34 protein-coding genes are annotated in these 25966 nt (G+C 40.5%); 3 read left to right on the top strand and 31 right to left on the bottom strand.

The features are described from left to right. Both pyrF and NDN13_RS05910 read right to left on the bottom strand, forming a co-directional pair. Window positions 1-681 carry an orotidine-5'-phosphate decarboxylase gene (pyrF, locus tag NDN13_RS05905; RefSeq protein ID WP_251117558.1) on the bottom strand — a complete coding sequence of 227 codons (681 nt, stop codon included), beginning with the start codon at window positions 679-681 and terminating at the stop codon, window positions 1-3. A gap of 111 nt (window positions 682-792) precedes the next feature. Then, the gene (locus NDN13_RS05910; protein ID WP_251117559.1) at window positions 793-1341 is read right to left on the bottom strand and encodes a helix-turn-helix domain-containing protein; all 549 of its coding nucleotides are present in this window, start codon (window positions 1339-1341) and stop codon (window positions 793-795) included. A gap of 89 nt (window positions 1342-1430) precedes the next feature. Between NDN13_RS05910 and NDN13_RS05915 the strand changes: the two genes are divergently transcribed. Both NDN13_RS05915 and NDN13_RS05920 read left to right on the top strand, forming a co-directional pair. Beyond that, window positions 1431-2087, top strand: a complete 657-nt coding sequence (locus NDN13_RS05915; protein ID WP_251117560.1) for an AzlC family ABC transporter permease — start codon at window positions 1431-1433, stop codon at window positions 2085-2087. Next, window positions 2084-2410, top strand: coding sequence for an AzlD domain-containing protein (locus tag NDN13_RS05920; RefSeq protein ID WP_251117561.1), 327 nt, complete (start codon window positions 2084-2086; stop codon window positions 2408-2410). The genes NDN13_RS05915 and NDN13_RS05920 overlap by 4 nt, the downstream gene beginning before the upstream one ends. Before the next feature lie 85 nt (window positions 2411-2495). Here NDN13_RS05920 and NDN13_RS05925 read toward each other — a convergent pair whose 3' ends face one another. The 16 genes from NDN13_RS05925 to NDN13_RS06000 all read right to left on the bottom strand — a co-directional run bounded on the left by NDN13_RS05925 (window position 2496) and on the right by NDN13_RS06000 (window position 13945). Continuing rightward, window positions 2496-2861, bottom strand: coding sequence for a lipopolysaccharide assembly protein LapA domain-containing protein (locus NDN13_RS05925; protein WP_016539905.1), 366 nt, complete (start codon window positions 2859-2861; stop codon window positions 2496-2498). 14 nt (window positions 2862-2875) lie between these two features. Next, window positions 2876-3178 (bottom strand): integration host factor subunit beta, encoded by a 303-nt coding sequence (locus tag NDN13_RS05930; RefSeq protein ID WP_004653854.1) that lies wholly within the window; start codon window positions 3176-3178, stop codon window positions 2876-2878. A 157-nt stretch (window positions 3179-3335) separates the two neighbouring features. After that, complete coding sequence (rpsA, locus tag NDN13_RS05935; protein ID WP_251117562.1) at window positions 3336-5021, bottom strand: 30S ribosomal protein S1; 1686 nt, start codon at window positions 5019-5021, stop codon at window positions 3336-3338. A gap of 115 nt (window positions 5022-5136) precedes the next feature. After that, the gene (cmk, locus tag NDN13_RS05940; RefSeq protein WP_251117563.1) at window positions 5137-5817 is read right to left on the bottom strand and encodes a (d)CMP kinase; all 681 of its coding nucleotides are present in this window, start codon (window positions 5815-5817) and stop codon (window positions 5137-5139) included. A 9-nt stretch (window positions 5818-5826) separates the two neighbouring features. Next, window positions 5827-6267, bottom strand: a complete 441-nt coding sequence (locus NDN13_RS05945) for an SRPBCC family protein (protein ID WP_251117564.1) — start codon at window positions 6265-6267, stop codon at window positions 5827-5829. Window positions 6268-6334: 67 nt separating this feature from the next. Next, window positions 6335-6844 carry a tRNA adenosine(34) deaminase TadA gene (gene tadA / locus NDN13_RS05950; RefSeq protein ID WP_251117565.1) on the bottom strand — a complete coding sequence of 170 codons (510 nt, stop codon included), beginning with the start codon at window positions 6842-6844 and terminating at the stop codon, window positions 6335-6337. Window positions 6845-6849: 5 nt separating this feature from the next. Next, entirely contained in the window at window positions 6850-7974 is a 1125-nt protein-coding gene (locus NDN13_RS05955) for an enoyl-CoA hydratase/isomerase family protein (RefSeq protein WP_251118175.1), read from the bottom strand. Next, window positions 7971-8684 carry a uracil-DNA glycosylase gene (ung, locus tag NDN13_RS05960; RefSeq protein WP_251117566.1) on the bottom strand — a complete coding sequence of 238 codons (714 nt, stop codon included), beginning with the start codon at window positions 8682-8684 and terminating at the stop codon, window positions 7971-7973. The genes NDN13_RS05955 and ung overlap by 4 nt, the downstream gene beginning before the upstream one ends. A gap of 44 nt (window positions 8685-8728) precedes the next feature. Then, window positions 8729-9325: a 6-pyruvoyl trahydropterin synthase family protein gene (locus tag NDN13_RS05965; RefSeq protein WP_251117567.1), complete on the bottom strand. Its 597-nt coding sequence runs from the start codon at window positions 9323-9325 to the stop codon at window positions 8729-8731. A gap of 108 nt (window positions 9326-9433) precedes the next feature. Next, window positions 9434-10393 (bottom strand): type II secretion system minor pseudopilin GspK, encoded by a 960-nt coding sequence (gspK, locus tag NDN13_RS05970; RefSeq protein WP_251117568.1) that lies wholly within the window; start codon window positions 10391-10393, stop codon window positions 9434-9436. Continuing rightward, window positions 10390-11034, bottom strand: a complete 645-nt coding sequence (gene gspJ, locus NDN13_RS05975; protein ID WP_251117569.1) for a type II secretion system minor pseudopilin GspJ — start codon at window positions 11032-11034, stop codon at window positions 10390-10392. The genes gspK and gspJ overlap by 4 nt, the downstream gene beginning before the upstream one ends. Then, window positions 11031-11384, bottom strand: a complete 354-nt coding sequence (locus tag NDN13_RS05980) for a type II secretion system protein (protein ID WP_045544694.1) — start codon at window positions 11382-11384, stop codon at window positions 11031-11033. The genes gspJ and NDN13_RS05980 overlap by 4 nt, the downstream gene beginning before the upstream one ends. A gap of 208 nt (window positions 11385-11592) precedes the next feature. Continuing rightward, entirely contained in the window at window positions 11593-12141 is a 549-nt protein-coding gene (locus NDN13_RS05985) for a prepilin-type N-terminal cleavage/methylation domain-containing protein (RefSeq protein WP_251117570.1), read from the bottom strand. An 11-nt stretch (window positions 12142-12152) separates the two neighbouring features. Continuing rightward, window positions 12153-12761, bottom strand: a complete 609-nt coding sequence (locus tag NDN13_RS05990; protein WP_159415289.1) for a TetR/AcrR family transcriptional regulator — start codon at window positions 12759-12761, stop codon at window positions 12153-12155. Between the two features lie 41 nt (window positions 12762-12802). Beyond that, window positions 12803-13576, bottom strand: a complete 774-nt coding sequence (locus tag NDN13_RS05995) for a TatD family hydrolase (protein WP_251117571.1) — start codon at window positions 13574-13576, stop codon at window positions 12803-12805. 24 nt (window positions 13577-13600) lie between these two features. Then, window positions 13601-13945 carry a PilZ domain-containing protein gene (locus NDN13_RS06000; protein WP_004806631.1) on the bottom strand — a complete coding sequence of 115 codons (345 nt, stop codon included), beginning with the start codon at window positions 13943-13945 and terminating at the stop codon, window positions 13601-13603. Between the two features lie 337 nt (window positions 13946-14282). Between NDN13_RS06000 and NDN13_RS06005 the strand changes: the two genes are divergently transcribed. After that, window positions 14283-14786: a hypothetical protein gene (locus tag NDN13_RS06005; protein ID WP_251117572.1), complete on the top strand. Its 504-nt coding sequence runs from the start codon at window positions 14283-14285 to the stop codon at window positions 14784-14786. A gap of 54 nt (window positions 14787-14840) precedes the next feature. On the opposite strand, the gene NDN13_RS06010 is transcribed toward NDN13_RS06005, so the two are convergent. From NDN13_RS06010 to NDN13_RS06070, 13 genes are all read right to left on the bottom strand, one after another. Beyond that, window positions 14841-15350, bottom strand: coding sequence for a lipoprotein (locus NDN13_RS06010; protein ID WP_032811637.1), 510 nt, complete (start codon window positions 15348-15350; stop codon window positions 14841-14843). Between the two features lie 156 nt (window positions 15351-15506). After that, window positions 15507-15812: a hypothetical protein gene (locus tag NDN13_RS06015; protein ID WP_251117573.1), complete on the bottom strand. Its 306-nt coding sequence runs from the start codon at window positions 15810-15812 to the stop codon at window positions 15507-15509. A gap of 184 nt (window positions 15813-15996) precedes the next feature. After that, window positions 15997-16980, bottom strand: a complete 984-nt coding sequence (locus NDN13_RS06020) for a DNA polymerase III delta subunit-related protein (RefSeq protein ID WP_251117574.1) — start codon at window positions 16978-16980, stop codon at window positions 15997-15999. A gap of 2 nt (window positions 16981-16982) precedes the next feature. Further along, window positions 16983-17744, bottom strand: a complete 762-nt coding sequence (kdsB, locus tag NDN13_RS06025; RefSeq protein ID WP_251117575.1) for a 3-deoxy-manno-octulosonate cytidylyltransferase — start codon at window positions 17742-17744, stop codon at window positions 16983-16985. 9 nt (window positions 17745-17753) lie between these two features. Continuing rightward, window positions 17754-18761, bottom strand: coding sequence for a tetraacyldisaccharide 4'-kinase (lpxK, locus tag NDN13_RS06030; RefSeq protein WP_251117576.1), 1008 nt, complete (start codon window positions 18759-18761; stop codon window positions 17754-17756). A gap of 2 nt (window positions 18762-18763) precedes the next feature. Then, window positions 18764-20491, bottom strand: a complete 1728-nt coding sequence (msbA, locus tag NDN13_RS06035) for a lipid A export permease/ATP-binding protein MsbA (RefSeq protein ID WP_251117577.1) — start codon at window positions 20489-20491, stop codon at window positions 18764-18766. Then, window positions 20488-20916, bottom strand: a complete 429-nt coding sequence (locus tag NDN13_RS06040) for an ExbD/TolR family protein (protein WP_251117578.1) — start codon at window positions 20914-20916, stop codon at window positions 20488-20490. The genes msbA and NDN13_RS06040 overlap by 4 nt, the downstream gene beginning before the upstream one ends. Before the next feature lie 14 nt (window positions 20917-20930). Next, window positions 20931-21560, bottom strand: a complete 630-nt coding sequence (locus tag NDN13_RS06045; protein ID WP_251117579.1) for a MotA/TolQ/ExbB proton channel family protein — start codon at window positions 21558-21560, stop codon at window positions 20931-20933. Window positions 21561-21660: 100 nt separating this feature from the next. Next, complete coding sequence (locus tag NDN13_RS06050; RefSeq protein ID WP_251117580.1) at window positions 21661-22548, bottom strand: ParB/RepB/Spo0J family partition protein; 888 nt, start codon at window positions 22546-22548, stop codon at window positions 21661-21663. Further along, window positions 22545-23327, bottom strand: a complete 783-nt coding sequence (locus tag NDN13_RS06055; protein WP_016539883.1) for a ParA family protein — start codon at window positions 23325-23327, stop codon at window positions 22545-22547. Before NDN13_RS06055 ends, NDN13_RS06050 begins: the two co-directional genes overlap by 4 nt. An 18-nt stretch (window positions 23328-23345) precedes the next feature. Beyond that, window positions 23346-23981: a 16S rRNA (guanine(527)-N(7))-methyltransferase RsmG gene (gene rsmG / locus NDN13_RS06060; protein WP_251117581.1), complete on the bottom strand. Its 636-nt coding sequence runs from the start codon at window positions 23979-23981 to the stop codon at window positions 23346-23348. A gap of 174 nt (window positions 23982-24155) precedes the next feature. Next, complete coding sequence (gene murU / locus NDN13_RS06065) at window positions 24156-24845, bottom strand: N-acetylmuramate alpha-1-phosphate uridylyltransferase MurU (RefSeq protein WP_251117582.1); 690 nt, start codon at window positions 24843-24845, stop codon at window positions 24156-24158. Continuing rightward, entirely contained in the window at window positions 24845-25858 is a 1014-nt protein-coding gene (locus NDN13_RS06070; RefSeq protein WP_251117583.1) for an aminoglycoside phosphotransferase family protein, read from the bottom strand. The genes murU and NDN13_RS06070 overlap by 1 nt, the downstream gene beginning before the upstream one ends. Window positions 25859-25966 lie beyond the last annotated feature (108 nt).

The raw sequence follows: 25966 nt of genomic DNA on the forward strand, positions 1-25966 counted from the left end.
TCAGATTGAAGCCAAGATTGATTTCAACATCTCAGTTGGATTCTCAGCCTTGGTAATTGGGCGACCGATGACTAAATGCGTTGATCCAACTTGCATGGCTTGCTTAGGAGTTACAATACGTTTTTGGTCATCTGCATTTGAACCTTCTGGGCGAATCCCTGGCGTAACTAATGCAAACTCTTGCCCTAACAACTCACGAAGGATCTTGGCTTCTTGTGCTGAACAAACCACGCCATCCAAACCACTTTCTTGAGTGAGTTTTGCTAAACGCTTTACCTGCTCAACTGGCTCGATATCTAGGCCAAGATCACGTAAATCTTCCCGTCCCATTGAAGTCAAAACCGTCACTGCAATTAGTTGAGTTTGATAATTTCCAGCCTTTAAGCGCTCTACACAGGTTTCCATCATTTTACGGCCACCTGATGCATGCACATTTACCATCCATACGCCAAGGTCTGCTGCTGCACACACGGCCTGAGCCGTGGTATTTGGAATATCATGGAATTTTAAGTCCAGAAAAACTTCAAAACCTTTGTCTTGTAAGTTTTTAACGATTGATGGACCTTCATGAGTAAACAGCTCTTTACCCACTTTGACACGACACAATGACGGATCTAGCTGATCGACAATTGTTAGGGCGTCATATTGGCTTTTTGCGTCTAGGGCAACAATAATACTCACGAATCTAGTTCCATCACATAAAAATCGAGTAATTATAAAGTGATTCAGAGCATGAACAAAGCAAGAAAGCCGGCATATTGAAAAAAACTGTTCCAATCACTTAAAACATCCCTATCTTTGCTCTGAGATCAAAATCGCTCGGGTATCGGTTTCCAGTGCTTCAAAGATATGCGCCTGATCTGCAGGATAACAAATATAATCCCCCTCACTGAGTAGCACAGGCTCTGCAATCAGGCCAACCTTAGCCCTGCCTTGCATAATAATAATATGCTCAATGCTACCAATTGAATGGGGCTGACTACAGCGTGGCTCGCCAGGCTGGGTGACCAAGATATACACATCCCGTCTAGCGCCTGTAGGACAATTGGCCAATAAAATCGCTTGGTAATGGGCAATCTCGGATGAAACCGAAGGCCCTTCGCCAAAGCGAATCACTTGCGTTTGTGTAATATTGCTTTCCATCAACTTCGCGAAAGGAATATCCAAAGCCACACACAAGGCCCATAAGGTTTCCAGACTCGGGTTGCCTTGTGCCGCTTCTAATTGTGACAAAGTCGATTTCGCTATTCCTGCGCGGCGAGCCACTTCTGCCAAGGACAGCCCTGCCTTTTGTCTTTCTCTTTGTAAGCCTTTAGCAACAATTTCAATTGGCAATGCCATATTTCACCATAAAAAACGAATGTTCGTTTTGACGAACGATATAAATTTAATCTATTATATCGTACGTTCGTTTGATATAGAAAAGAAAGATGCAAGATAAAGAGCGATACAACCTCCTCAAAGCCATTAGTCTCATTTCTATCGCGACAGGGATTGTTGGAATTTCATTAGGCTCAGTTGCGGCAAGCTTCGATGTGCCCATGTGGATTCCCTTATTACTTTCTTTAACGGTACTGGCTGGTGCGGCTGAATTTACGTTCGTTGGTATGATTGCGACAGGTGTAAATCCTATTTTTGCTGCATTGACTGGCATATTGATCAATCTACGTCATCTGCCATTTGGTTTATCCGTTTCAACATTTATTGAAAAAAATGGGTATCGTTTTATCGCTTGTCACATCATGAATGATGAAAGTGTGATGTTTGGACTAAGCCAGCAAAATGATCAAGCCAAGAAATGGGCGTATTGGATGTGTGGATTAGGGATTTGCATTCTTTGGCCAATTGGCGTGTTTGTTGGCTACCTTTTAAGTAAAAATATCCCAGATATTTATGTGTTTGGTATTGATGCCGCATTTCCCGCCATACTTTTTGCTTTGATTCTGCCGATGCTGAGAAATAAAACCACACGGAATCGGGTATTTCTTGGTACCACATTATCTTTAGCGTCTATCCCACTACTGCCAACTGGTTTACCAGTTCTCTTCTCAATGTTTGGTCTGTTGCTAAAAGGTAAATCAAAATGAAATATAGTGAGAGTTATATCTTTATTGGGATTGCCGTACTTGCACTTGGTACTTATCTAATCCGCTATTCGGGATTTTATTTAGCTGATCGTATCACTTTTAGAGAACACCACAAACAGCTTCTCGCTGATTCTGCTTGTGTTCTTCTATTTACCTTAGCCATATTCAATACACTTTTTTCTGAGGCTCATTTTAGTGGAATCAGTAAAATCGTGGGTGTTGCTGTAGCCCTTATCTTTGCTTGGAAGAAATATTCACTGATCGTGGTTATTCTTGTGGCAATGCTGATCACTGCAAGCCTGAGATATCTTGGCATTCCCTAAGGCAAAAAAATAGCCCTTTCTATAAAGGGCTATTTTTATTCGCTACAAAAACTTTAACACTTTATAGCTCAGAAGATATTCTTAATTACAGTGGTGTACGTGTTTGACTCTCAGGATGAATATCCAACACTGTTTTTTCATGTCTTACACTTGCAGCAGCTTCTGCGGCAGCCTGTTGTGCAAGTTGGATCTGCTCTTTACGAAGATGGTCAATATCTTTACGAAGACGTTTAATTTCCCAACTGGTCTGGAATACTCGGAAAACCTGCACACCAAGCAGCAAACCAACCACGACACCTAAGACCAAGGTCAGTAAAAGCAATAAGCCTAAACGCATCGCTGGAACTTGAGTAAATAGTAAATCTACTTGTAATTCAGCCGGGTTTTGAAGTACCAAAGCAAGTGAATAACCAAATATGGCAACGAGTAATGCAATTAATACATAACGCATAAACACCTCAATTCTTATTCGGCAGATTCGTTTACTGCGTCACGAAGTGCCTTACCAGGTTTAAAATGTGGAACTGCCTTTGCAGCAACATCTACAGACTTACCAGTTTTAGGATTACGCCCTAAACGTGGCTCACGGTGATGTAATGCAAAACTACCAAAACCACGGATCTCAATACGATCGCCGCTTGAAAGCGCTTCAATCATTTGATCAATCATGATCTTAACTGCATCTTCAACCAAAGGCTCAGCTAAGTGTGGGTTTTTAAGTGCAATCCGTTCAATTAAATCAGATTTATTAAGTGCTTCAGTAGTCATTGATGACCTCTTTAATTATTGCTACTTTTCAATGTTTTTAATAATAACCTGTTTAAATACAAAACGGTAGCGCAGTACATGATTACTACGCTACCGTTTGCAGTATTTTTGTATAAAAAAGTACGTCTCTGTTACAAGAAACGTACTTTTTAACAAATTACTTCATTTGAGCTTTAATTAAGTCACCAATAGTCTTAGGACCATTATTGTTTTCTGCAGCTTGAGTTGCAGCAGCTTGGCGAGCATTGTTCACAGCTTCTTTCTCTTCAGCTTCGTCTTTCGCTTTGATAGACAAGTTGATAGAGCGAGATTTGCGATCAACGTTGATGATCTTCGCTTCAACTTCTTGGCCAACTTCTAAGAATTTGGTTGCATCTTCAACGCGGTCACGGTTGATTTCAGAAGCTTTAAGCGTTGCTTCGATGTCATCAGCTAATTTAACTGTAGCACCTTTAGCATCAACAGCAGTTACAGTACCTTTAACTAAAGCACCGCGCTCGTTCGCAGCTAAGAAATCATTGAATGGATCGCTGTTTAATTGCTTGATACCAAGGCTGATACGGTTACCTTCAGCGTCTACAGATAAGATAACTGCTTCAACTGTGTCACCTTTCTTGTAACGACGGATAGCTTCTTCGCCTTGTTCGTTCCAAGAAATGTCAGATAAATGTACTAAACCGTCGATACCACCAGATAAACCGATGAAGATACCGAAGTCAGTGATTGACTTGATCGTACCAGAAACTTTTTCGCCTTTTTCATTTGCTTTAGCAAACTCTTCCCATGGGTTAGCACGAGTTTGTTTGATACCCAATGAAATACGACGACGTTCTTCATCAACTTCAAGGACCATAACATCAACTTCGTCACCGATCTGAACAACTTTAGATGGGTGGATGTTTTTGTTTGTGTGGTCCATTTCTGAAACGTGTACTAAGCCTTCAACGCCTTCAGCGATTTCAGCGAAGCAACCGTAGTCAGTTAAGTTAGTTACACGTGCTTTAACGATAGAACCTTTAGGGTAACGGCTCATGATCGCTAACCATGGATCTTCGCCTAATTGCTTAAGACCTAAAGATACGCGGTTACGCTCGCGGTCAAACTTAAGTACTTTAACTGTAACTTCTTGACCAACTTCAACAACTTCTGAAGGGTGCTTGATACGCTTCCAAGCCATATCTGTGATATGTAGAAGACCATCAATACCGCCAAGATCAACGAACGCGCCGTAATCAGTAAGGTTCTTGATTGTACCTGTAACTGTTTGACCTTCTTCAAGTTGAGCAAGTAATGCTTCACGGTCAGCTGAAGATTCAGCTTCCATAACTGCACGACGAGATACAACAACGTTGTTACGTTTAGCATCAAGTTTGATTACTTTGAACTCTAACTCTTTACCTTCAAGGTGAGTTGTGTCACGGATAGGACGAGTGTCAACTAAAGAACCCGGTAAGAATGCACGTACAGGACCGATGTCAACAGTGAAACCGCCTTTAACCTTACCAGAGATAACACCAGTAACGATTTCGCCATCTTCAAAGATTTTCTCAAGTTTAGTCCAAGTTTCAGCACGCTTCGCTTTTTCACGTGATAAAACTGTTTGACCCATACCGTTGTCAAGCGCTTCAACAACTACGTCAACAGTATCGCCAACTTGAACTTCAAGTTCACGTTGTTCATTTAAAAATTCAGCACGGTCAACAACGCCTTCAGATTTAAGGCCAGTGTCAACAGTAACCCAGTCAGAATCGATACTAACAACAGTACCTTGGATGACTGCACCCTTTTCAACGTTGAGGTTTAATTCACTTTCTTCAAAGAGGGCTGCAAAAGATTCGGTCATGATATACCTGATAAAGTCCGCGGTCTTGGATCAGACAAGGCCGGTTTAGTTAAGTTGTTACATTGTCCAAAAAATCTGATCAAGCAATGCTTCAACTGAAAATAAAAAGGTTTATCTACTGAATACGACTATCGATATAATTCACCATGAGCTGAAACACTTCATTGATACCTATTGTAGAACTATCAATGATATACGCATCTTCAGCCGGCTTGAGCGGAGCAACCGAACGCTCCATATCTCTTTTATCTCTAGCCTGTATGTTAGATAAAATGTCGCTTATTTTAGCATCAAGACCCATACCCTGCAACTGTTTTACACGTCGCTCTGCGCGAGATTCAGCCGATGCGGTTAAGTAAATCTTGGCTTGGGCTTCTGGAAAAATCGATGTTGCCATATCTCGCCCATCAGCTACCAAACCTGGCGCCTGAATAAAAGCACGTTGACGTTCAAATAATGCTTTTCTTAATTCGGGTACAGTGGCAACTTTAGAAGCATACTCACCGACTTGTTCAGTTCGAATGGTATGGGTGACGTCTACACCCTCAAGAAAAATCAATGTCGCTGTTTCAGTCGTTTTGAATTCGATATCCAAGTGTGTTGCAAACTCAACACATTGATCTAAGTTCGAGTCAATTTGATCAAGCAAACCACGTTGAAAGAGTGACAATCCAAGTAAACGATATAACGCCCCAGAATCTAATAAATTAAATTGATAATGTGCTGCAATTTTGGCGGCTAATGTACCCTTACCTGAACCACTAGGGCCATCGATCGTAATAATATGAATTGTCATTCCCATCTCTTATGAAGCAACTGATTTGGCTAATTTTGAAAAGCCTAGTGTAATCGCTGCTTTGAGTTGTGCAAGAACTAATTTACTAACTAAAGGGGCTTTTGCAGTAAATTCAATCTTATAGGTGACCAAAGTAATATAAGGAGTAATTTCTTTAAAATCAATTTGCCCTAAATGATGCCTCACCAATGGATTGTTAATCAGTTTATATTCGATCCGCTTATTTTCTTCCAACAAGGTAATTTCTTCTTGTAACGGCTTAATTGGGCCAAAGCCCATACGGCGAATCGAACCAATGCCATCAGGACGTTTTGGGTCAGCCGAGTCCTTTACACGAACCACTTGCAAAGGTGCGAAAGCCTTGTTGTAAGTGGCATGTTTTGACAACAAGTCAAAAACTTCGGAGATCGGTGCATTGAATTCTTTTTTTACAGTAATTGCATTACGCATAACATTGCCTTTTTTGATGACCCAAAATCATTGGAGGCTTAGTTTGCCATAACCGTAAAGACATTTTTTAATCATTTAAGGACGTTTTTGATGAACGGATTTTCTTCTTTTCGCCCCGTCTCTGTTTAAAAAAATCACTCAACTGTTGTGAACATTGTGCTTGTAAGCAACCTTGCTCAAAGACAAATTTATGATTGTAATAACCACTATCAAGTAGCTGTCTGGCACTGATTAAAGAACCTGCTTTCGGTTCGGTTGTAGCAAAGACTACACGCTGAACACGTGCATGCACTAAAGCGCCTACACACATGGTACAAGGCTCAAGGGTGACATAGAGAGTGGTATCTTCAGGCAAACGATAGTTATTTAATGACTGGCACGCAACCCGTAAGGCTTGTATCTCAGCATGTGCAGTTGGATCGGAAAGTTTAATCGGTGCATTATATCCAGCACCAATTATCTGCCCATTACTCACCAGAATTGCCCCTACAGGGATTTCACCTTGGGCTGCAGCCAATGCAGCCTGCTCATAGGCAAGCTGCATCCAATATTCATCATTACGATTTTCAGAATTCATACGGCTCAGGCAATAACACCATATTGCTTTAACAACGCATTCCAGCTTTGGATATTGGTCACAGGAGGACAATCCCCCAAGATACCTTTCAAGCTGAGCTGCTCAGTTGCCTGCCATTCTGGAGATAAGTCTTTATCCACTAAACGCGCACGCACACCCTCGACAAAATCTGGATGACGAATCTTCCAATCAGAGATTTGAGCTTCTAGTGCAAAAACCTCATCCCAAGCATGGCCTTGCTTGCCCCATTGCCACAACAACCAAGTAATTGCCGCTGTGCTTGGTGAACCTTTCTGTAAATTTTCACTGGCTTGACGCAACCAATCGCTACTTGCATCGCTCAAACCAATAATTGATTGGTAGTCATATTCAAAGCTTTGTCCACGACATACGCTATGAATCACATCGATTGAATTTTGTAATGGGCCAGAAGCGACTGGGCGATGCAAACTATTTAAAGTGTCATCAATCGCTCTGAATGCACCCGCTGGGTAATGATTCCAGTCTACATTTAAAACTTTCTGCAAGACATTATCACGTTGCGCTTCACAGATATGGGTCGCCCAACCAATACTGAACGCCCCTGCGGCAGTCATAATTGAACCTGTTAATCCTGTAAACAAGCCAATTTGACCACGATCAGCCAAGAAACGGCTCGCACCAACATCTGGATACAGACCAATATTGATTTCTGGCATAGCCAAGCGTGAATAAGGCGTGACTAAGCGGAATGGTGCAGCCATAAACAGACCAAGTCCACCACCCATCACATAACCTTCGCCCCAAACCACAATCGGTTTAGCATAATTATGTAACAATAAATCAAGCGCATATTCTTGCTGAAAGAATTGATTAGCCGCATCAACTTCCTGATTAATCACCAGCTGGCGTAATTTACGCACATCACCACCCGCACAAAATGCTTTAGGTGTGGTTGAATCAAACCAGATTGCTTTCACTGTCTCATCGACATGAAAATCTTCAAAAACCTGAAGCAATGCACTAACGATGGATTCATCCAAAGCGTGCAAAGATTTAGGGCGATTAAGACGAATGATTCGCCAACCATTTTTTGCGTGTTCAATAACTAAATCTGGATGATAGCTATTTAAATCAGGAGAAGTCATTATGCGTCCAATTGCCAGTCTATAGGCTCAATGCCATGTTGTTTCAAATATTGATTGGTTTTAGAAAATACTTTACAGCCAAAAAAGCCACCACGATTCGCAGCAAGTGGTGATGGATGCGCTGCCGTTAGCACCAGGTGTTTATTACGATCAATACGTTGACCTTTACGTTGCGCATAAGCGCCCCATAAAATAAACACGATATGTTCACGTTGTTCATTTAATACGTCAATAACAGTATCGGTAAAGTCTTCCCATCCTTGTTTCTGATGTGAAGTCGGCTGTCCTGCTTCTACCGTAAGTACGCTGTTGAGTAACAGCACGCCTTGTGCTGCCCATTGACTCAAATCACCATGTCGTGAAATCGGTACAGCCAAATCCGTATGTAATTCGTGAAAAATATTACGTAAAGATGGCGGTAATGCAATCCCTCTTTGCACGGAGAAACTGAGACCATTGGCCTGATTTGGGCCATGATATGGATCTTGGCCTAAAATCACGACTTTAACATCAGCAAGTGGTGTGGTATTCAGTGCATTAAAAATCTGTTTACTCGGTGGATAAATGGTTTTTTCCGCCAACTTTTGTTGTTGCAAAAAATCACGCAAGTTATCCATTTTCTGACTAAGCAAAAACTCTGATAATGAGATTTTCCAAGACTCGTCCAACTGAACTTTACTTAATTTGTCCTGCTGCTGTTCAGTAAATTGCATCCACATTCCTTGAAATAAATTCACTCAAATACGTGCAAAAGCACTCAAATATTAACTTGTAATTCTACATTTGGATTTTGGAACTTCATTCCTTTTTTCAGATTTTCATACATCTGAACGTCACTCCATTCAGCCTGTACCTGCTCTGAAAACACAATTTGATCCAGACTTAATGCGCCCATTTGTGCATTATCAATATCTTCCTGAAAGCTCTGAGCGTAACCTGTATCTGTTTCATGCACAATAACAGAATAAACTTCAACATCACCCTCGCCGTTTTGAGTCGTGGTTGAGTTCATTACCTGCTGAGCAAGATAAAAGAAAATACGGGAAAACTGTTCAGCTGATGGTGAAACAGGTAAAGCAATCCAGCGCGCACTAAATGTTTTACATGCCTCAATATAAGCAGGATCATCTTTCTGCCAAAAACAGATTGCATGGTCAAAACTATCATACAACTCTTTAATAACGCCTTTTAACAGACCGAAGTCATAGACCATTTGCCCATGATCTAACTTTGACGCTTTTAATAATAATTCAACTTTATAGCTATGCCCATGGATCGAACGCTTACAACGGTCCGATGTACAGTTACGTACAATATGAGCATTTTCAAACTTAAATAATTTACGAATTAACATGCACCAAGCTAATCTTTTATCTGCAAACGAATTTTATTATAAAGCAAAAAAACGTGCATTGGGATTGATTTTAAATCTTGTCACCATTTGATAAATCAATCTTTAAAATCACTCAAATGGGGCAAGACTTCTTGAATAAACAGATACTTGCTTGTCTTTACGCACCAAAGAACTGCTAAATTGGCGTTTCCGTTCGCTTAAAACAACCTCAATTTGTGCGGTAAAATAATTGGACTTGCTATCCAGTAAAGCTGCCGCATCATTTTTGCTTTGCTCTTCTATTCCAGAAAAAGCACTTAACTTCCATAAATCTTCCGCATTATTGAAATAAGTGAGCTCTGTTTGCTTATGCTTTAGCTCTTGCTCGACTGTTTTGACATCCACTTTAGAATCGATACTGGCAAGTAATAATGCAGGTGCTGTGTTGATATTTACTTTAGTTTGTTCAGGTAAAGCCGTGACATAAGGTTTAATCAAGTCATAGTTTTTACCTTCAAAACCTCTCACCAGTTTAAGTTCCTCAACACTATGGAATTTTGTATTGGGTGCTAAATACGCAGGGTCTAAACCTTGGTAATAGCTACTCTCAGCACCCATTGCACCTGTTACTTCATCATTACTATCTTGCCAGTCAATGACTGCCTGACTCAACTCCGCAGGCAAACCTACCCGCTGTAACAATTTTTCAAACCAGCGCCGTGCCGAATCATCAACTTGATTACCGTCTGCTTTGACCAGATTATTGAGGTTAAATTTCCCAGACTCATCAATCAAGCGTCCTGACACTAAGCCATCCTCAACAGGAAATGGCGGCATCGGCTTGGCCCAGTTTTCCTGCAGATGATCGATCGTACCGCCATTATCACTGTCTTGAATCAACAGTTCGGAGAAAAATGCCTCCGCACTTTTCGCATAGAGCAGCGATTGATTTTGACGCATCAAGTAGCCTGTATTTTCAGAGCTATTGGTTTGTCTCTTGGCAATCGTCGCCGCTAAAATCGTTGCCAAAGCCACCATAACCAATATCGTGAGTAATGCGATACCACGCTGAGAGGAAGAGATTTTCATTGATTTCCTGCCCCCTGATTCGGAGTTAACAGGCTATATACCCATTCATAATCTGTCCCTGCAACAGTCAATTGTATTTTTAACCCTAAAGGTAGTTTTTTCAGTTCAGCGATATTGTTGGGATCACTGATATTTTCAGGCCATTGCGTCAGTTCCTGCGGATTCAGAACCTTCACTTTAAATTGTTCCACATTATCCAACAGCGTACTTGAAATCGGCTGTACGCGATTTGGAATATTTAGATTCGAATACTTTAATCGATACACTTTCTTTTGTGTTGAATCATAGCGATACTCAATGCGCTCGTAAGGTGAAAGTCCTTGTTTCAACGGATCTGAAACCCCAGCCTTGCTAAATGCAAAATGTTGATCATTCAAAACAATGGCCGCTTGCAATTGTCGCCCGTCATTTGCCGTCACAGGGATAATCTGCAAACTATCTCTTAAAACCTGTTGATATGCATCTTGTAAGGCAAATAGATACACTTCATGTTCTGCATTTCGATCTTTTACTTTTAATAAATAATCAAAGACCTTCCACCCCAACATTGAAAGCACAGCAAAAATTGCAATTGCAACCAGCAATTCAACTAAGGTAAAACCAGAGTGAGGCGAAGAGCGATGCCTAGCATGATATTTCATTGTGTTCTCGCCTTTGCAGGATAGTTAAAGAACACAAGATTAGTAACGCCCGCTTCGACCTTACCTTGTTCATTATTAAATAAGCTGACTTGTAACTCGATACGTTGAATTTTCGGACTAATAGTCGATTGTGCTTTTTTATCAATTTGCCAGGTTTCACCTTGGGAAGTGATTTGCTTGGATTGTGTTCCATCCAGCCATTCCTGATTGATTTCCATCATCGCCACTTCATTCATTGCGACAAATTGTGCTTTAGTTCTTAAAATCGCATTTGAGGTAGACTGCGTATACTGCATCGCAACTTTAGTTAGGGCAATGGCTGCGACTGCAAAGATCGCCAAGGCCACCATCACTTCGAGCAGAGTAAATCCTGAGACACGATTAAATCGAGCAACGCTCGATCGTGTCGCAAGGCGAGAAGCTATGCTTCGAGTTGCAGGGTTAGTGAAACAACGTTTCTCCCTGAGAAGCGTCACTTCGCAAGAAGACTGAGAAGCTATGCTCCAGGGATTAGAATCCTTCACTTGAGCGCAAGATGAACCCCTTTCATCTGAATATTTAATTTTCATCAATTTTACCCAAATGATCTAGCTCTAACTCATGACCAATCGCTTGTTGTTCATAATAGAACTGAATTCGAACAGGTTTCACTTCACCATTACCAAACCAAATTAATTGTGGTGCTTTACCACCTAACAAGTCTTCATTTTTTGCTTTGTTATAAGTCGCTGTGTCTAGACTTTGAATACTAAAAGACACACGATCGGGTAATTGGCGAGTTTTAAATTCTTTATACAATTGCCAAGTACGGTCTGCCTGCTGAATCTGCTCCTGGCTTTGATCATGGTATTCAAACAAGTTATAGCTAAATGGTGCAACATCTGTGGCATTCTGAGTATTTAGAGCAATAACTTTGGCCTGATCAGTTGCTTCTTTATTTATTTTTTTCAGATCAAGAATAAACATTTCTCTGGCTTGCATGGCTCGGCGCTGATCAACCCCACCAATATTTAACACCACCAAAGACGCCATGATGGCCATAATAACAATCACCACCATGACTTCAATCAGGGTAAAGGCTCTTTGCGAATGCAGTGGTGATTTCATTATCTTTTCAACTATGGCATTGCAGATTCAAGCAGCTTAGGTAAGGCTAAAGCCTGCTCAATATAGGCGACACGTAAAGTATCCCGAGAACCCAAATAGCGCTGATAGAAGCTTGAGTTCAAAATAACCGCAGCACCATAGGTCAACGACCAAATTGAGGCGAGATAATCACGAGTAGTCATCGTACTATTAATACCTAATAAATAACTCTCGGTCATCCGAATGATGATACGTAAACGCTGTCGACGTATTTTGTACAACTCGCTAAAAAGCAATTGAATACCCTGACCCGTTGTCGAAAGGCGCTCTTCAATTTGGTGGAATAATGCAGTGCGTTCAGGATGATGTAAATGATGTAGCATAAAGAATGCTAAATGTTCAGGAAAAGCCTTTTCCGTATCCTGAATCATTTCCAATAACATACGCTCATTACGAATAATGAGCAGCATATACAATTCATCTTTACTTTGAAAATGCTTATATAGCGTACCTTTGGCAAGATCTAGCTCGGCTGCCAAGGCATCCAGCGTCATACCAGCTTCGCCATTTTCTAATAGGAGTTGCTCCGCGATTTGAAAAATTAATACTTCTCGTGCTCTAAACTGAGCCTGACGATCCATTTTCACGTAATAACTCTCTTTCCTAGTACATCAAAAACCGTTTATTTCAAATTTAAGAGATTCTCAAAATTTTGCGTTGTAATCATGCCAATCTCTTCAACCGATTTATCATATACATCACTTAATGCTTTTGCTACAAAAGGAACGTATTTCGGTTCATTGGTTTTACCACGATATGGCACAGGCGCTAAATAAGGGCTATCCGTTTCAATCAACAAACGATCAAGTGGTACTTGCTTCGCAACATCACGTAGGTCTTGCGCATTTTTAAAAGAAACAATTCCAGAAAAGGAAATGTAATAGCCACAATCCAAAACTGCTTTTGCCGTTTCCCAATCTTCGGTAAAGCAGTGCAGAATGCCATGTGTAGATTGTTCTGACCGAATGATATCAACCGTATCGTGTTTCGCTGCTCGGGTATGTACCACCACCGGCTTTTTAACAATTTTCGATGCTTCAATATGACGTGCAAAACAACGTTTTTGCTCAGCAACAAAATCGGTACTGTGGTAATAATCTAGACCCGTTTCCCCTAAGGCCCAGACCTTGTCTGACTGGGCGAGTTGCACCAGATAATCCGTTGTTGCACGTGCCATAATATGCTCGTCTTCACAAGGGTGCACACCTACAGAGTAGCCTACATCCTGATGGCGAGCAGCAATTTCAGCCAATTTAACATAATCATCAAGATCAACTGAAATCCCCATGAACTTGGAAACACCTGCAAGTCGCGCTTGTTCAAGTGCCTGATCTAAATCCCCTTGATAGGGACTGAGATCTAACATGGTTAAATGGCAATGCGTATCAACAAACACTCTTTCTTCCTATTCTCTTTACAACTACATGGTATAGCTTGGACGATCCAAGCCTTTCATACCCGCCAATAATTTTTCAGCTTCGTTTTTATAATACACACCTTTTTCACCAACAAGCTGGATCGCAAAGCCTTGTGGTTTAAAATGCGTCTGTTTATGCGAAATCCAGATCACTTTTCCAGTCAAAGGAATCTTTTGTGATTGCTCTGGCAAGGTTGCCAATACAAACACCTCTTGCCCCATTTTAACGGCTTGTTTCGTCGGCACGAACAGACCACCGCCCACAACAAAAGGCATATAACTGGATTGCAATGTGGTTTTATCTGGAATATTGACCTGTATAATTCCGCCCATCATTTGTGGTTGCATAACATTCCCCTGTCAAAAACTGAATTCATCAAAACATTAATAATTTTATACCATTGATAAATCTAAAAATATTGCTAGTCCTACATAATTTTAGAGAATTCTCATTGGTGACCGTCTAATAAAAAATCTATACTCGATTTATGACTTGATTATAGAAAACAATCGAACAAACAACAAATAATGTTTAAATAAAACCCGAACAAAGCAATCAATCTGCGCTTTATTTAAACAAGCCATGCATTCTAGAAAGGATTGTTTAAAACTAGATGACAATTCATCAAAACAGACTGAACCGACTCGATTAAAACATAACAAGGCAGATCCAAAGGAGTTTAGAGTGAAAAGAATAAGTCTAATCATCTTGTGTAGTGCTTATCTATTAAGTCCGTCCGTGCTCTATGCGAAGATTTTGAACAAACAGCCCAAATTCACCGACTATCCAATGCAGATCTATACAGGACCTACTGCAAAATTAGACATGAGTGATGCTGATGCTCGTTTGTTTAGAACACGGTTATCAGAAGGACTGAAACAAAAACCTGACTATGCTGGAGAATATGTCGCAGTCGGTTGGGGGTGTGGTGCTATGTGTTTCAGCCTCACTTTAATCAGCAAAAGAACAGGAAAAATTCTCAAAGTATTTGGTGGTGAAACTGGAGAAAAATTAATTGATATCCAACCCAATAGCTTATTATTGGTCACTCATGGTTCCGTTCAAATGAATGGAAAGGATATCTATGCTAAAAAATTCTACCTCCTCAAAAATAATCAATTGAAACTGGTTTATCACACGCCTGTTCCTGCAAAAAGTGAAGATGATAATGACACGTTAAACCCATAAATACTTCAGATCGATAAAGATAGTAAGACTTGCTTACTATCTCGATCAAAAATATTACTTTGTGGCTTTTACGATCTCAGCTTTATCAAATGAGAACCAGCATTCACCTTGTGTTGCCCATTTCGATTCGGTGGTCCCTAGTACTCCTGTCACGGTAATTCGATCACCAACTTTTAGATTGCTAATTTTGTCTGTATTTACTTTTAAATCATCGCGAGTCAGACCTTGCCCTTTACACTTACTATTACTTGGATCTTTAAAAATAATCGCGATTTGGTTTTGAGAAATCACTTCACCAGTTTTGGTAATCCGAGTAATGATTCCGGGTACTTCAAGACGTTGAGCATCCCATTTCCGTTTTGCAGTAATTTCGTTTTGTTGCCAATCTCTCCAGATTTCAGAAAGTGTTGCTTTCTTTGCAGGGCCTAAACCACGAAAGTCCCCGCTCAGAATATCTCCAGTTTTATTTAAAATCCCATCTGTTGCAGACATTGCTGAATCCAATGTCTGACAAGCACTTAATGACAAAAAGCTTAAAGCGACCAAAAGTGTTTTTATGTGCATATCTAAATTCCCTAGCATACCTAGCAAAGCGCCATGTGAAAAAATAACATATTTATTTGTGTATGTGAATTTTTAACATTCTATGTAGAGGAAATTTTTCTCATAAAAAAACCGCTCTTCTAAGCGGTTTTTTATGAGCATTCAATACATGCATGACTATTTTTCAGTACATTTATAATCAAAATCCAATGTGCTAATCATTCGATCTGTATTTCTTGAAATCACGGAAATATTATTCACCCCAGCTTCAATATAAAACTTACCACTGAACTGACTCGCTACTGTACCTTGGGCATGATTAAATGAATAGCTGTATACACATTCATATGCTTGAGAACCTGCATTTGAAGCATTAATCGCAAATGAGGAGCCATTAATATTGGATACAAATTTGGGTTCAGCCATTGCAATATTAGGTATCAATGCAAATGACAAAACAATCGCGATAAATGTTGTTTTCATCTCTATATTCCTTATTTTTTAATATTATTGTGAAGTAACTCACATTTTATATAGTTTTAATCAGGATTGAAGAGCAACGAACAATTTATATACAAACTTTACATAAACAAGATAAAAGCCCACCCTCTTAATTGATTTAGAGGGTTAAGCCTATAAATTTAATTAAAATATTTTTAAAATCTACTTAAGCAACATTCATCAACTGAATAAACAACTCATCCAAGACCAGTTGGGTTTGTACATTTTGCTCAATCATTAACTTTTTCTGCTGTAAGTCAGAATAAATAGTAAAAAGTGCCTCTAAACTGTAAAATTCAGCAAGTGCTTTAAAGTCTAAATCATCATTTTTTAAGGATTGATTCAACTTTAAACTGACCAAATCCCCTAAAAGATATTCAAACATAGTGATAAATTCAGAAAAATTTAATTCTTTAGACCATTTATTTGAATAGTTTAAAGGCATATTTTTTTCAGCAACCAATTTAATCCAATCATTCAAGAATAATGCACGTTTCTGTAACCATTCACTCTTTTCAATTTCAATCGCTGTCAAAGGCATATCATTGGCAAGATTTAACAATAATGAAACTTGCGTGGCATTAATCTCAGGAATTTGCTGCTGTACAAATGTTTGTGCATCCTGAATCGTCAAACGATCTAAGGCAAAATGTTGTAAACGGCTACGAATGGTTGCAGGAAGCTTTAGATAATGATCGGCTAATAAAATTAACACAACCTTCTCACCAGGTTCTTCCAAGGTTTTGAGTAATGCATTGGCTGAGGCGGTATTTAATGCTTCAGCAGGCTCAATAACCACCACCCGCCAACCTTCTCCTGTTTGCTGAACAAACGGAAGTAGATCCCGAATTTTTTCAATTTTAATCTTTGCATTTTGCTTTTTATTGTCTTCATCCGTGGTGATATGCACATAGTTTGGATGCGTATCAGACTTCAACCATTGACAGCTGGTACACTCACCACATGCCCGTTGTGCTTGCTTATTTAAACACAGCACCCAAGCCACAAATCGCTCTGCAAACTCTTTCTTGGCGCAACCTTTCTTTCCGTAAAATAAAAGACCATGCCCAAGTTCAGGAAATCGTGTTGTTAACAACTCCCAGGTCTGAGCATGCCAAGGATAAATCACTGTAGATTGAGTATCGACCATAATTATTCAAATGCACTCAAAGGCAGGGTATTTAGACGATCTAAATCAGCCTGAGTATCTACCCCAGGCGGCAAATTGGCTTCTGCCACAGCAATAGCAATACGGTGACCATTTTCGAGTACACGCAGTTGCTCCAAGCTTTCCAACTTTTCAAGATGACCTTGTTCCCAAGTGACATAGTCTTGCAGCAATTTCACCCGATAGGCATATAAACCTAAATGACGAAAAGCTTGATCATGCAATGTTGGTTCAGCCTGTTTCGCAGCATCACGATCATATGGAATCGTTGCACGGCTAAAGTACAGCGCCTCATTACGCTTACTCATCACCACTTTAACAATACTATCTCGCTGAAACTCATCCAACTGATGGATCGGCTCGCACAGCGTAGACATCGAACATTGCGGATTGTTGACTAAAAGCTGGCACACCTGCTGAACCAATTGTGCAGGTAGCAATGGCTCATCACCTTGCACATTGACGATAATATCATCTTGCGCCCACCCTTTCAGGCGCGCGACCTCACTTAACCGATCAGTGCCTGAAGGATGCTCTGCACTAGTCATCACCACATCAATTCCTTCCGTTCGACACACCTCTGCGATGCGCTGATCATCCGTAGCGACACACAAATCATCAAAACCAGCTACTTTTTTGGCTTGGTCGACCACACGCAAAATCATTGGACGGCCATGAATGAGTAATAACGGTTTTGCTGGCAAACGAGAACTCGCAAAACGAGCTGGAATGACAATATGTTTCATGGTCGCTCTCTAAGAAAATTGGATACCGACGTGCTGTAATTGTTGTTTCAACACGTCATAACAATCGGATGACAAAACAGCCTCAACTGGAACCACCCAAATCGGTGTACTAAATTCAGGATGTTGTTTTAATAAAGTTTTAAACTTTACTGCATCTTTTTCAGTGGTAATAATCGCATCATGATTGTCGAATGTTAAATCGCCGATTTCATAATCATGATGATCTGGAAATTCATGTGCCTGAAACTGCTGTACACCCAAAGTATTCAGTGTTTGATAAAACCGTTGTGGAAAGCCAATGCCTACAACGGCATTAAAATATTGATTAAAGTCAAACCAGTTTGCTTCAAGATTGGCATTTAAAAGATAGGGCTGCCCAACCGCTAAATGCATACTTCTTTGCGCTTGCGCAGTTTTGCTATGTTCAATCACTGTACTATCATTTAGGCGTGATTTAGGCTCACGTAAATAACCTTCTGGTAATAGCTTTTCATTACCCAAACCACGATTTTGATCCAATACGATCCATTCAATCTGACGCGCCAAAGCCCAATGTTGCAAGCCATCATCACTAATAATGAGATCCAGCTGCTCACTTTCAAGAAGCAACTCAATTGAGGCTTGTCGATTCGGCCCAACTGCCATCGGGACATCAGTCGATTGAACAATAAGGCAAGGTTCATCACCTGCAGCATCTGGCTCAGATCGTTGAGTCACCAAAAGCGGAAATGGACCTTCACCACCATAACCCCGACTAATCACACCCACACGAATCTGCTGTTGCTGTAAATATTTAACCAGTTGGATCAATAATGGTGTTTTACCGCTACCACCAACAGTAATATTACCAATCACCATGACTGGTACGGGTGCTGTATAAACGGGTTTAATTCCATATTTATACAAGGCCTGATTGGCACAGAAACCAAATCGGTATAACCAAGACAGTGGGCGCAACGCCACCAACCACGAAGCTTGTTCATTCCAAGCGTCCTGTATTCGTTGCGCCATCGACATACTTAGTTTTCCTCAAAATTGCGTTGGTGTAGCTGATAGTACATGCCATTTTTTGCCAGTAGCTCAGCATGAGTACCTTGCTCAATAATCTGACCTTTATCCATCACCACAATGACATCTGCATTTTCAACTGTAGATAAGCGATGCGCAATCACGATAGTGGTACGACCTTGCATTGCTTCATCAAATGCCTGTTGGATGAAGTATTCAGATTCGTTATCCAAAGCACTGGTCGCTTCGTCTAAAATTAAAATTGGAGAGTCTTTTAAAATTGCTCTCGCAATCGCAATACGTTGACGCTGACCACCTGATAGATTTAAACCTTGAGCACCTAGGATCGTGTCATAACCTTGTGGCAAGTTCATAATAAAGTCATGTGCATAAGCAGCTTTAGCAGCGGCAATCACTTGTTCATCACTTGAATCTTGTAACTGACCATAAGCAATGTTATCGCGCACTGAACGGTTAAATAACACCACTTGCTGATTCACTGTTGCAATTTGTGAGCGTAAATAAGCCAACTCAATCTCTTGAACAGGAATACCATCAAAATAGATCTGCCCTTCGCTTAACTCTTGAAAACGTGGCAGCATGTTAACCAATGAAGTTTTCCCAGCGCCAGAACGCCCTACCAATGCAACCGTTTGACCCGCCTTAATATCCAAAGACAAGTCTTTAATCGCATGAGTGCCATCGTCATAACGCAGATTGGCATGATCAAATTGAATATTACCTTTCAATGCAGGCTTAAGTTGACCATTATTGACTTCTTCAGGCATATCCAACAATTCAAATACCGAATGTGCTGCTGCCAGACCACGTTGAAGTTTTTCATTGATATCCGTCAGGTTTTTCACAGGCTTAGAAATCAAACCCGCAGCCGTAATGAATGAAATAAACTCACCCGCGGAAGTATCTCCAAATACTTGAGGACGCAATGCCAACCAAAGAATAATCGCCATCGCCATCGATAATAATAGCTGAATGATTGGACTATTAATATTTTGTACGACCACCATTTTCAAACCGCGACGTAAGTTTTCTTCTGAAGACTTATAAAAACGCTTCTGCTCAAACTCTTCACCGGTAAAGCTTTTCACGACTGAGTTAGCGGTAATGGTTTCTTGAACCACATGGTTTACATCGCCCATGGTATTTTGGACTTGGATCGACAGTTTTCGCATCTTCTTCGATGCAATTCTGACCAATATTCCAATAAATGGCATGAAAACCACGATACAAAGGGTTAAACGCCAGTTGGTATAAAGGAGATACCCCAATAAACCAATAACAATCAAACCATCTTTAATCAGTGTCTGTAAAGATTCAGAGGAGGCTGCAGTTAATTGCTCCACGTTGTACATCAACTTGGCACTAATATGACCCGCACTGTTGTCCAGATAGTATTGCGCAGGGAGTCTTAACAGTTTTGCATAGACTTCCTGGCGGATGCTAAACACCAAGCTGCGTGAAATAACAGCAGAAAAATAACCACCAAGAAATAGGCCGACACCACGGAAGAACATCAATAGAACGATCAGGGCTGGAAACCAATCCAAATTGGTACGACTACCATCCTGAATGGCATCAATAATGTATTTCAGCAACTTTGCGACAGAAACCTCTGTCGCAGCGTTGATTCCAAAACCAAGCAAGACGAGTAAGGCAACGCCCCAATAAGATTTTAAATACGATATTAAACGGACATAAACCTTAAAATCCTGATTCACTCAGTAAAACCTCTCGTTGGAACTTTGGTGCTGATATTAACGTTAACAAAACCCAGTTGACCGGCAACATCCATCACACGAATCACATCTTGATGCGTAGCTTTGGCATCCGCAGCAATAATAAACATAAAATCACGACGATCTTGTGCAACTTGCTTAATCGCAGTACTTAAGTCAGCGACATCCTTACTGGATAATGCTTGGCCATTCACAGAATAATGCCCTGTGGAGTCTACCATGATTTCAATTTTGTGATCGTATTGTTTAGGTGGAACACCCTGCGCATCTGGCAATGTCAGGTTGATACGACTTTGCTGACTAAAAGTTGTAGAAAGTAATAAAAACACCAAAATAAATAACATGCAGTCAATCATTGGTGTCAAATTGATATGAATATCTTCAACCTGAGAACGTTTAAACTTCATCGCAGCACCTCGGCTTAACTGGCACGACGGTGTTCTTGTACATGAGCTGCTTTCTTATAAAACAGAGCAGCATGAAACAAGGTCGACTGCTGCTCTAATTCAGCAATATATTCATGGACCACACGTTGGAAATAACGATAGGCAATCATTGCCGGAATCGCAATCAACATCCCAACAGCCGTGGTAATTAAAGCTTTAGAAATTCCTGGCATCATCATACTAGCATTACCAGCTGAACCCACATCTATCACTAAAAATGATTCAATAATCCCGAGTACCGTTCCAAGTAGCCCTAATAAAGGTGCAATTGCACTTAACGTACCTAAGAAGTTGATATTTTTTTCGAGATGACTGATTTCTTGTGAAGCTGTGGCTTCCATCTGAGCACGTGCAAATTGTTCACCTTGGTCTTGATGCAGGTAACCCGCTTTTAGAATACGACCCAAAGGACTTTTTGATGCTTCATCTTGTTGTAACTGCGTAATGACCGACTCTACATCCGAACCATTGACAAGCAGTGCTTGCGGTAAAACTTGTGACCGTTTTAAACGAATATATCGTTCAAGTGTAATCGCAACCGTAAAAATTGATGAGAGAATGAGGGGCAGCATTAACCAACCACCCGCTTTCACAAGTTCCCACATATTATTCCCCCAATAATATTTAAACTATAAAAGGATGAATCCGGACTCATTGATCGCTCATGCAGATTTGCAAAAGCGATAAACAAATCCATCCTAAATATTAGTTAGGTAAACAAATATTGAGGATTCCATCCAACTCATCCAATGAGTGGTAATGAATGACCATTTTCCCTTTACCTTTTTGATTATGGTCAATTTTCACATTTGCTCCGAAACGTTCTGATAGTTTCTGAGTCAATTGTTCAATATCTGGAGAAATCTGGGCCTTTTCCTTTTCAGGCTTTGGTTCACTCCACTCACGAACTAACTGTTCAGTTTGGCGCACAGACAAACCTTTTTCAATCACGATTTGTGCAACCGCAATTTGATCTTTTGCCTTCAACGTCAAAATCGCACGGGCATGCCCCATATCAATCTGACCTTGTTGCATCAGGTCTTTAATTGGGTCAGCCAAGCTAAGTAAGCGTAACAAATTACTCACTGTAGTACGCGCCTTACCGACCGTATCCGCAATTTCCTGATGACTTAGACCAAATTCATCATGGAAACGCTGTAAAGCAACCGCCTGATCAATCGGGTTTAAATCTTGACGTTGAATGTTTTCAATTAAAGCTAAAGCAATTGCGACTTGGTCATTCAAATCACGCACAATCGCAGGAATTTCAGTCAAGCCTGCCAATTGAGCTGCACGCCAACGACGCTCACCCGCAATAATTTCATATGGATGCTGTTCATCCTCTACAGGACGAATCACAATCGGTTGCATCACACCATGCTTTTCTATTGATGCTGCAAGCTCTTGTAAATCCTGCTCTTGGATAAAGCGACGTGGTTGATATTCACCACGCTTCAACAAGTTGACATCAATTTGCTTGAGTTGACCATGATCCAAGGCTTGTGCTTCAAGTTGCAATTTCTCTTTTTGAATTGAACCCAATAGCGCATCTAAACCACGACCTTTAGCCAATCCGCGTTTTTTGATGCTCATACAGCACTTCCTTTTTTCACTTTACTTTTCTTCAACATTTCTGCAGCGAGATTCAAATACGAAACAGCGCCCTTAGAACTTTTCTCAAAATAAATCACAGGCAAACCATGTGCAGGCGCTTCAGCCAAACGAATATTTCGCGGAATCACCGTTTCATATAGTTTTTTACCAAAATATTGCTCTAACTCTGCTGACACATCACGGGTCAATGCATTACGAGCATCATACATGGTACGTAATACCCCAACGATTTCCAAGTTTGGATTAAGGGCTTTTTGTATACGGTCAATGGTTTGTGTAAGATCAGCCAGACCTTCCAAAGCATAGTATTCACATTGCATTGGAATAATCACACCATTCACGGCAGCCAAAGCATTCACAGTGATCAGGCTTAAGCTTGGTGCGCAATCCACAATAATATAGTCAAACGCAGAATCAACTTCTTGCAGTGCATTTTTAAGAATGAACTCTCGCCCTTCCTGTTCTGCAATGGCAAGCTCAACACCTGCAAGTTCACGGTTTGCACCTAAAACCTTATAACCGACTTCAGCTTTTTGAATCGCAGTTTCAATCGGCACTTCACCCAATAGCACATCTGTGACTGAATAAAGTAAATCATTCTTTTGAATACCAGACCCCATGGTGGCATTCCCTTGTGAGTCCATATCGACCAACAAGACACGTTTTTTCAAGATCGCCAAAGAGGCAGCAAGATTGACTGCTGTCGTGGTTTTTCCCACACCACCTTTTTGGTTTGCAATCGCAATAATTTGAGCCATGACTACCCTTAATATTTTTTATTGAATACGTTGAAGTAAAAGTAAATGACGCTGTTCATCCAATCTTGGCACACGCAGTTCAATGATCTTACATGAATACTGATCTTTCATCTGCTCAACTTCATCCTCTGGGACTAAGCCTTTCATTGCGGCAATAATACTGTGCTCATGCATATAAGGTTGTGCGGCATCAACGAAATCAGTCAAAGAAGCAAATGCTCGACTTGTAATGACATCAAACTGACCAAGCTCACCAATACTGTCTTCATTTTCTACACGTGTTTGCACAGCAATAACATTATTCAGTTTTAAATCTGCAATAAATTGCTTCAAGAAACGAATCTTTTTCCCATTTGAATCTAATAGTACACAAGAACGTTCTGGTTGGCATAATGCAATGATCATGCCCGGCATTCCACCGCCCGTACCAACATCCAATAGGCGACCTTGTGGTAAATCATTTAAGATACTTAAACTATCTAATAAATGTTTAACCAACATTTCTTTCGGCTCACGAATTGCCGTCAAGTTGTAGGCCTTATTCCATAGCACGAGAGCATCTTGATATTTCAATAAGAGTGTTAGGGCGTCCTCACTCAGGTTCAGACCTAGCGCTTGACTACCTTGCTTTAATTCTTGAAAAAAAGGATGCATAACAGTGCAACATCTCGATAAATTTGCTGTGCAGTATACCGATTTCTGATACAAGGCACAGTAGGACTTGTTGAACGATTATGCAGTTAAACATTTACAAGCATGATAAACTGCACAATCCGCTAAGTTTTTGTCTGTTCTTATGCAAATCACAGATAGACAAAGCATTTTTTGTTATGCAAACGCGCCCTGCTTGATTTGTTGATCAAGCTGTTCCAAACGCTCAGGCGTACCTACATCCACCCAAATTGCCTGCATTTTTTCAGCTGAAATTTGCTGCTGTTGCATTGCCTGTTTGAGCAATGGCGCTAAAGGTCGCTTGCCCTTTTCCAGACCAGCGAACATCTGCGGTGCCAATACCGCAACACCACTATAAGTTAATGCTTCGCCCAATTGCTCTTGTTCAAAAGTGTAAGCCAAATTATTGGACAAGATAAAATCGCCTTTTAAGTGCTGCGGTGGATTCTCTACCAAGACTAAATGCGCTTGCTTATCTTCCAACTGAACATTTAACAATGAAGAAAAATCCATTGTGGTCCAGACATCACCATTCACTAAGATAAAAGGTTGATCACCCAACAGAGGTAAAGCATTAATAATGCCACCAGCCGTTTCCAAACCCTCACCTTCATGTGACCACAAGATGGTCACACCAAATTGTGAACCATCACCCAAAGCAGCAACAAGCTTATCCCCCAACCAAGCCGTATTAATCACGATCTCAGTTACACCCACTGCTTTCAACTTTTCAATATGCCAAACAATCAGTGGTTTTCCACCCACCTCAAGTAGAGGTTTTGGTGTATGCAAGGTCAATGGTCGCATACGATTACCAAGACCTGCAGCAAGAATCATGGCTTTCATTATGCTGCAACCTCGTAATCACCATATTTCGCAATAAACTTCGGCATGACTACATCACGCATAAACTGCATAAAGTCATTCAATTCATCGTAGCCTTGGCTTTCTTCAAGTAAATACCACATCACGCGCGGTAAATCCTTTAAATAACCAGATTTACCATCGCGTTCGAACAAACGTACAAAGATACCCAAGATCTTTAAGTGGCGTTGAATCGCCATCAGATCGGCATCTCGCTTGAATTGCTCAAAACTACGGTTTTCTTTCGCTGCTGCTGGTAATAAGTTATAAAACACTTCAAACCATTCATATACGCGCTCAGCATTCCACTGCACATAGGCATCACGCGTAATCGAGATGAGGTCATAGGTATCTGCACCAATCACTGCATCCTGAAAATCAATCACCCCTAATTCTTGCTCATTCTCGATTTTCATCAAATTACGGCTGTGAAAATCACGATGTACAATCACTTGTGGCTGTTGAGTTGCCTCAATCGCAAGAAAGTCGAATGCGTGTTCGATTGTTTCCAACTGCTGCTCTGTTGGTTGAATGTTTAATGAAGGTAACATCCAATCCGTAAGCAAACGCATTTCCGTCATTAGCTTTTCATAAGAGTAAGCTGGCAATTGCGCATGACCATCGACCTGTTGCAATTCAATTAACTGCTTAAAACTTTGCGCATAGTATTGATCAACTGTTTGATCATTGAGTAATGTCGACAACACCACATCCCCAAAATCTTCCAATAACAGCAGTCCCAAGGTTAAGTCTTTCGCAACAATATGCGGAACACGCACACCATTTTTATCAAAAAACTCATCAATACTGACAAATGGTGCACAATCTTCTTTTTCAGGTGGCGCATCCATAAGCATGTATGTTTTGTTTTGTAACTTAATTCGCGCATAGCGGCGAAAGCTTGCATCTCCTGCCAAAAAATTGATCTCAAATTGATCAGATTGGAGAGTGGCATGAAGCCAAGTTTGTATCAATTGTTCACGTTGTGTATTCATTTGCAATAAAATCTAAAACTAGCTGAGATTTTGAAAGCTTAAGTGTAGCCACTTATCAACTTTTTCTCTATGATGCGACAATAATTAATTGTGAATTAGCGTACTGGT

The sequence above is a fragment of the Acinetobacter sp. C32I genome (assembly GCF_023702715.1).
GTDB lineage: Bacteria > Pseudomonadota > Gammaproteobacteria > Pseudomonadales > Moraxellaceae > Acinetobacter.

What these genes read in the sequence shown, in the direction of transcription:
- NDN13_RS05910 (WP_251117559.1), bottom strand. Translation starts at nt 1,341, where the DNA reads ATGGCATTGCCAATTGAAATTGTTGCTAAAGGCTTACAAAGAGAAAGA.
- NDN13_RS05915 (WP_251117560.1), top strand. Translation starts at nt 1,431, where the DNA reads ATGCAAGATAAAGAGCGATACAACCTCCTCAAAGCCATTAGTCTCATT.
- NDN13_RS05920 (WP_251117561.1), top strand. Translation starts at nt 2,084, where the DNA reads ATGAAATATAGTGAGAGTTATATCTTTATTGGGATTGCCGTACTTGCA.
- NDN13_RS05925 (WP_016539905.1), bottom strand. Translation starts at nt 2,861, where the DNA reads ATGCGTTATGTATTAATTGCATTACTCGTTGCCATATTTGGTTATTCA.
- NDN13_RS05930 (WP_004653854.1), bottom strand. Translation starts at nt 3,178, where the DNA reads ATGACTACTGAAGCACTTAATAAATCTGATTTAATTGAACGGATTGCA.
- rpsA (WP_251117562.1), bottom strand. Translation starts at nt 5,021, where the DNA reads ATGACCGAATCTTTTGCAGCCCTCTTTGAAGAAAGTGAATTAAACCTC.
- cmk (WP_251117563.1), bottom strand. Translation starts at nt 5,817, where the DNA reads ATGACAATTCATATTATTACGATCGATGGCCCTAGTGGTTCAGGTAAG.
- NDN13_RS05945 (WP_251117564.1), bottom strand. Translation starts at nt 6,267, where the DNA reads ATGCGTAATGCAATTACTGTAAAAAAAGAATTCAATGCACCGATCTCC.
- tadA (WP_251117565.1), bottom strand. Translation starts at nt 6,844, where the DNA reads ATGAATTCTGAAAATCGTAATGATGAATATTGGATGCAGCTTGCCTAT.
- ung (WP_251117566.1), bottom strand. Translation starts at nt 8,684, where the DNA reads ATGCAATTTACTGAACAGCAGCAGGACAAATTAAGTAAAGTTCAGTTG.
- NDN13_RS05965 (WP_251117567.1), bottom strand. Translation starts at nt 9,325, where the DNA reads ATGTTAATTCGTAAATTATTTAAGTTTGAAAATGCTCATATTGTACGT.
- gspK (WP_251117568.1), bottom strand. Translation starts at nt 10,393, where the DNA reads ATGAAAATCTCTTCCTCTCAGCGTGGTATCGCATTACTCACGATATTG.
- gspJ (WP_251117569.1), bottom strand. Translation starts at nt 11,034, where the DNA reads ATGAAATATCATGCTAGGCATCGCTCTTCGCCTCACTCTGGTTTTACC.
- NDN13_RS05980 (WP_045544694.1), bottom strand. Translation starts at nt 11,384, where the DNA reads ATGGTGGCCTTGGCGATCTTTGCAGTCGCAGCCATTGCCCTAACTAAA.
- NDN13_RS05985 (WP_251117570.1), bottom strand. Translation starts at nt 12,141, where the DNA reads ATGAAATCACCACTGCATTCGCAAAGAGCCTTTACCCTGATTGAAGTC.
- NDN13_RS05990 (WP_159415289.1), bottom strand. Translation starts at nt 12,761, where the DNA reads ATGGATCGTCAGGCTCAGTTTAGAGCACGAGAAGTATTAATTTTTCAA.
- NDN13_RS06000 (WP_004806631.1), bottom strand. Translation starts at nt 13,945, where the DNA reads ATGCAACCACAAATGATGGGCGGAATTATACAGGTCAATATTCCAGAT.
- NDN13_RS06010 (WP_032811637.1), bottom strand. Translation starts at nt 15,350, where the DNA reads ATGCACATAAAAACACTTTTGGTCGCTTTAAGCTTTTTGTCATTAAGT.
- NDN13_RS06015 (WP_251117573.1), bottom strand. Translation starts at nt 15,812, where the DNA reads ATGAAAACAACATTTATCGCGATTGTTTTGTCATTTGCATTGATACCT.
- NDN13_RS06020 (WP_251117574.1), bottom strand. Translation starts at nt 16,980, where the DNA reads ATGGTCGATACTCAATCTACAGTGATTTATCCTTGGCATGCTCAGACC.
- kdsB (WP_251117575.1), bottom strand. Translation starts at nt 17,744, where the DNA reads ATGAAACATATTGTCATTCCAGCTCGTTTTGCGAGTTCTCGTTTGCCA.
- lpxK (WP_251117576.1), bottom strand. Translation starts at nt 18,761, where the DNA reads ATGTCGATGGCGCAACGAATACAGGACGCTTGGAATGAACAAGCTTCG.
- NDN13_RS06040 (WP_251117578.1), bottom strand. Translation starts at nt 20,916, where the DNA reads ATGAAGTTTAAACGTTCTCAGGTTGAAGATATTCATATCAATTTGACA.
- NDN13_RS06045 (WP_251117579.1), bottom strand. Translation starts at nt 21,560, where the DNA reads ATGTGGGAACTTGTGAAAGCGGGTGGTTGGTTAATGCTGCCCCTCATT.
- NDN13_RS06050 (WP_251117580.1), bottom strand. Translation starts at nt 22,548, where the DNA reads ATGAGCATCAAAAAACGCGGATTGGCTAAAGGTCGTGGTTTAGATGCG.
- NDN13_RS06055 (WP_016539883.1), bottom strand. Translation starts at nt 23,327, where the DNA reads ATGGCTCAAATTATTGCGATTGCAAACCAAAAAGGTGGTGTGGGAAAA.
- rsmG (WP_251117581.1), bottom strand. Translation starts at nt 23,981, where the DNA reads ATGCATCCTTTTTTTCAAGAATTAAAGCAAGGTAGTCAAGCGCTAGGT.
- murU (WP_251117582.1), bottom strand. Translation starts at nt 24,845, where the DNA reads ATGAAAGCCATGATTCTTGCTGCAGGTCTTGGTAATCGTATGCGACCA.
- NDN13_RS06070 (WP_251117583.1), bottom strand. Translation starts at nt 25,858, where the DNA reads ATGAATACACAACGTGAACAATTGATACAAACTTGGCTTCATGCCACT.